This is a genomic window from Nonomuraea sp. LPB2021202275-12-8 (genome assembly GCF_037044575.1).
In the GTDB taxonomy this organism is placed as follows: Bacteria; Actinomycetota; Actinomycetes; order Streptosporangiales; family Streptosporangiaceae; genus Nonomuraea.
The window spans coordinates 1-1,366 of sequence record NZ_JBAHWD010000122.1; the positions used below are offsets into that span (position 1 = coordinate 1).

Genomic DNA, 1,366 nt, shown 5'->3' on the forward strand with positions numbered 1-1,366 from the left:
AAATGATCATGATGTCGCTTGGGCTGCCGATGGCGTGGGTAAGAGTGCGACGGTCGGCGGTCCCGCGTATCGGATGCCCTTGTCGGACGGACGCCGTTCACGGTAGCTGCTCTTGCGTGAGCGTTTGACGGCTCGCGGGTAGGAGCGGTGGCGGCGGTGCGGGTTGGTGTTGCGTCGGTGTGCGACCTGGTGGAGGGCCCGGGTCCAGGAGGCGTCGGGCGGCTCAGGGAAAAAAGGCCGCGCGGTCGGTGACCGAGCGGCGCACGATGCGGACGGTGCCCAGGAACTTGATCCGGTCGGGGTCGATCCCGGCCGTGGTGGCGGCGGTGCAGATCAGCGTGCATAACGCCCAGTGCGTGAGCAAGTAGGCCCAGATCTCCTGGTAGGCCAGTTCGGGGGTGCGGGAGCGCAGGATACGGCCCGGCCCGCGTAGGTGCGTCTTCAGCTGATCGATGCCGGTTTCGGCCTCCCAGCGATCGTGGTAGCAACGGGCCAGCTCTTCAGCGGTGGCCTCGGTCGGGTCCAGGATGCTGGTGATCAGGCGGATGTGCTCGCCCTTGCGGTCGGGCACGATGTAGTCGACCACCCGGACGATCACCGCGTCGTCGGGATCCAGGTCTCGGCCCTGGCGGGCAGCCTCGCGCAGCCGGTCCTTCTGCGAGCGGCGCAGGCCGGCGGGTTTGGTGATGACGGCGAGCCAGGACCCGTCCTCCAGATCGCGCAACCAGTACGGGCGCAGTCCGGCCTGGACCCGCCAGAGCAGGTGCGCGCCGCTGTGACGGGCCTGGTTCCAGGCGGGGAAGCTGTAGAAGCCGCGGTCGGCGGTGAGCAGCATCTCCTCGGTCAACTGCTGATAGAGGGAGAAGGCGAGGGTCTGCTCGCCGGCCCAGCAGCCCGCTACGTCGGCGGCCACGATGGCGTGGCTGGCGCACTCGCTGATGGCGACCACCCGGGCCTGTGGGAACGCGGTCTCGTACCCGCCCGCGCTGTCGCGGCCGAACTCGGCGACGTTGGCCTCGGTGTCGGGCAGGTCCAGGACGAACCCGTCGATCGCCATCACCCGCCGGCGGTTCAGCCACGCGCCCGGCGTCGACTCGGTTGCCGAGGGTCGGGCGATCTGCTGGAACACCTCTTTGACCGCCTCGGTTCCCAGCCGCTGGCGGGCTTGGGTGATCGCCCCACGGGTTGGCGCCTGCCAGCGCGTCCCCGGCATCAGGGCAAGCATGCCCGTCAGCTTCTCGGCGACCTCCTCGTAGTCGTCGTCGGGGTAGAGGCACAACGCGATCAGCAGGTAGACAACCACATGCGCGGGGAGCTTGCGAACGCGTCGCTCCCGGCATCCGTGCGTCGCGATGGCCGCGTCCAG

The 1,366-nt window shown here is 69.3% G+C and carries 1 protein-coding gene; it reads right to left on the reverse strand.

All coding sequences use genetic code 11. The annotated features are described in order from the left end of the window. Positions 1–223: 223 nt before the first annotated feature. Positions 224–1,366: IS4 family transposase (locus tag V5E28_RS48980; RefSeq protein ID WP_336217187.1), on the reverse strand; the 1,143-nt coding region annotated here is incomplete at its 5' end.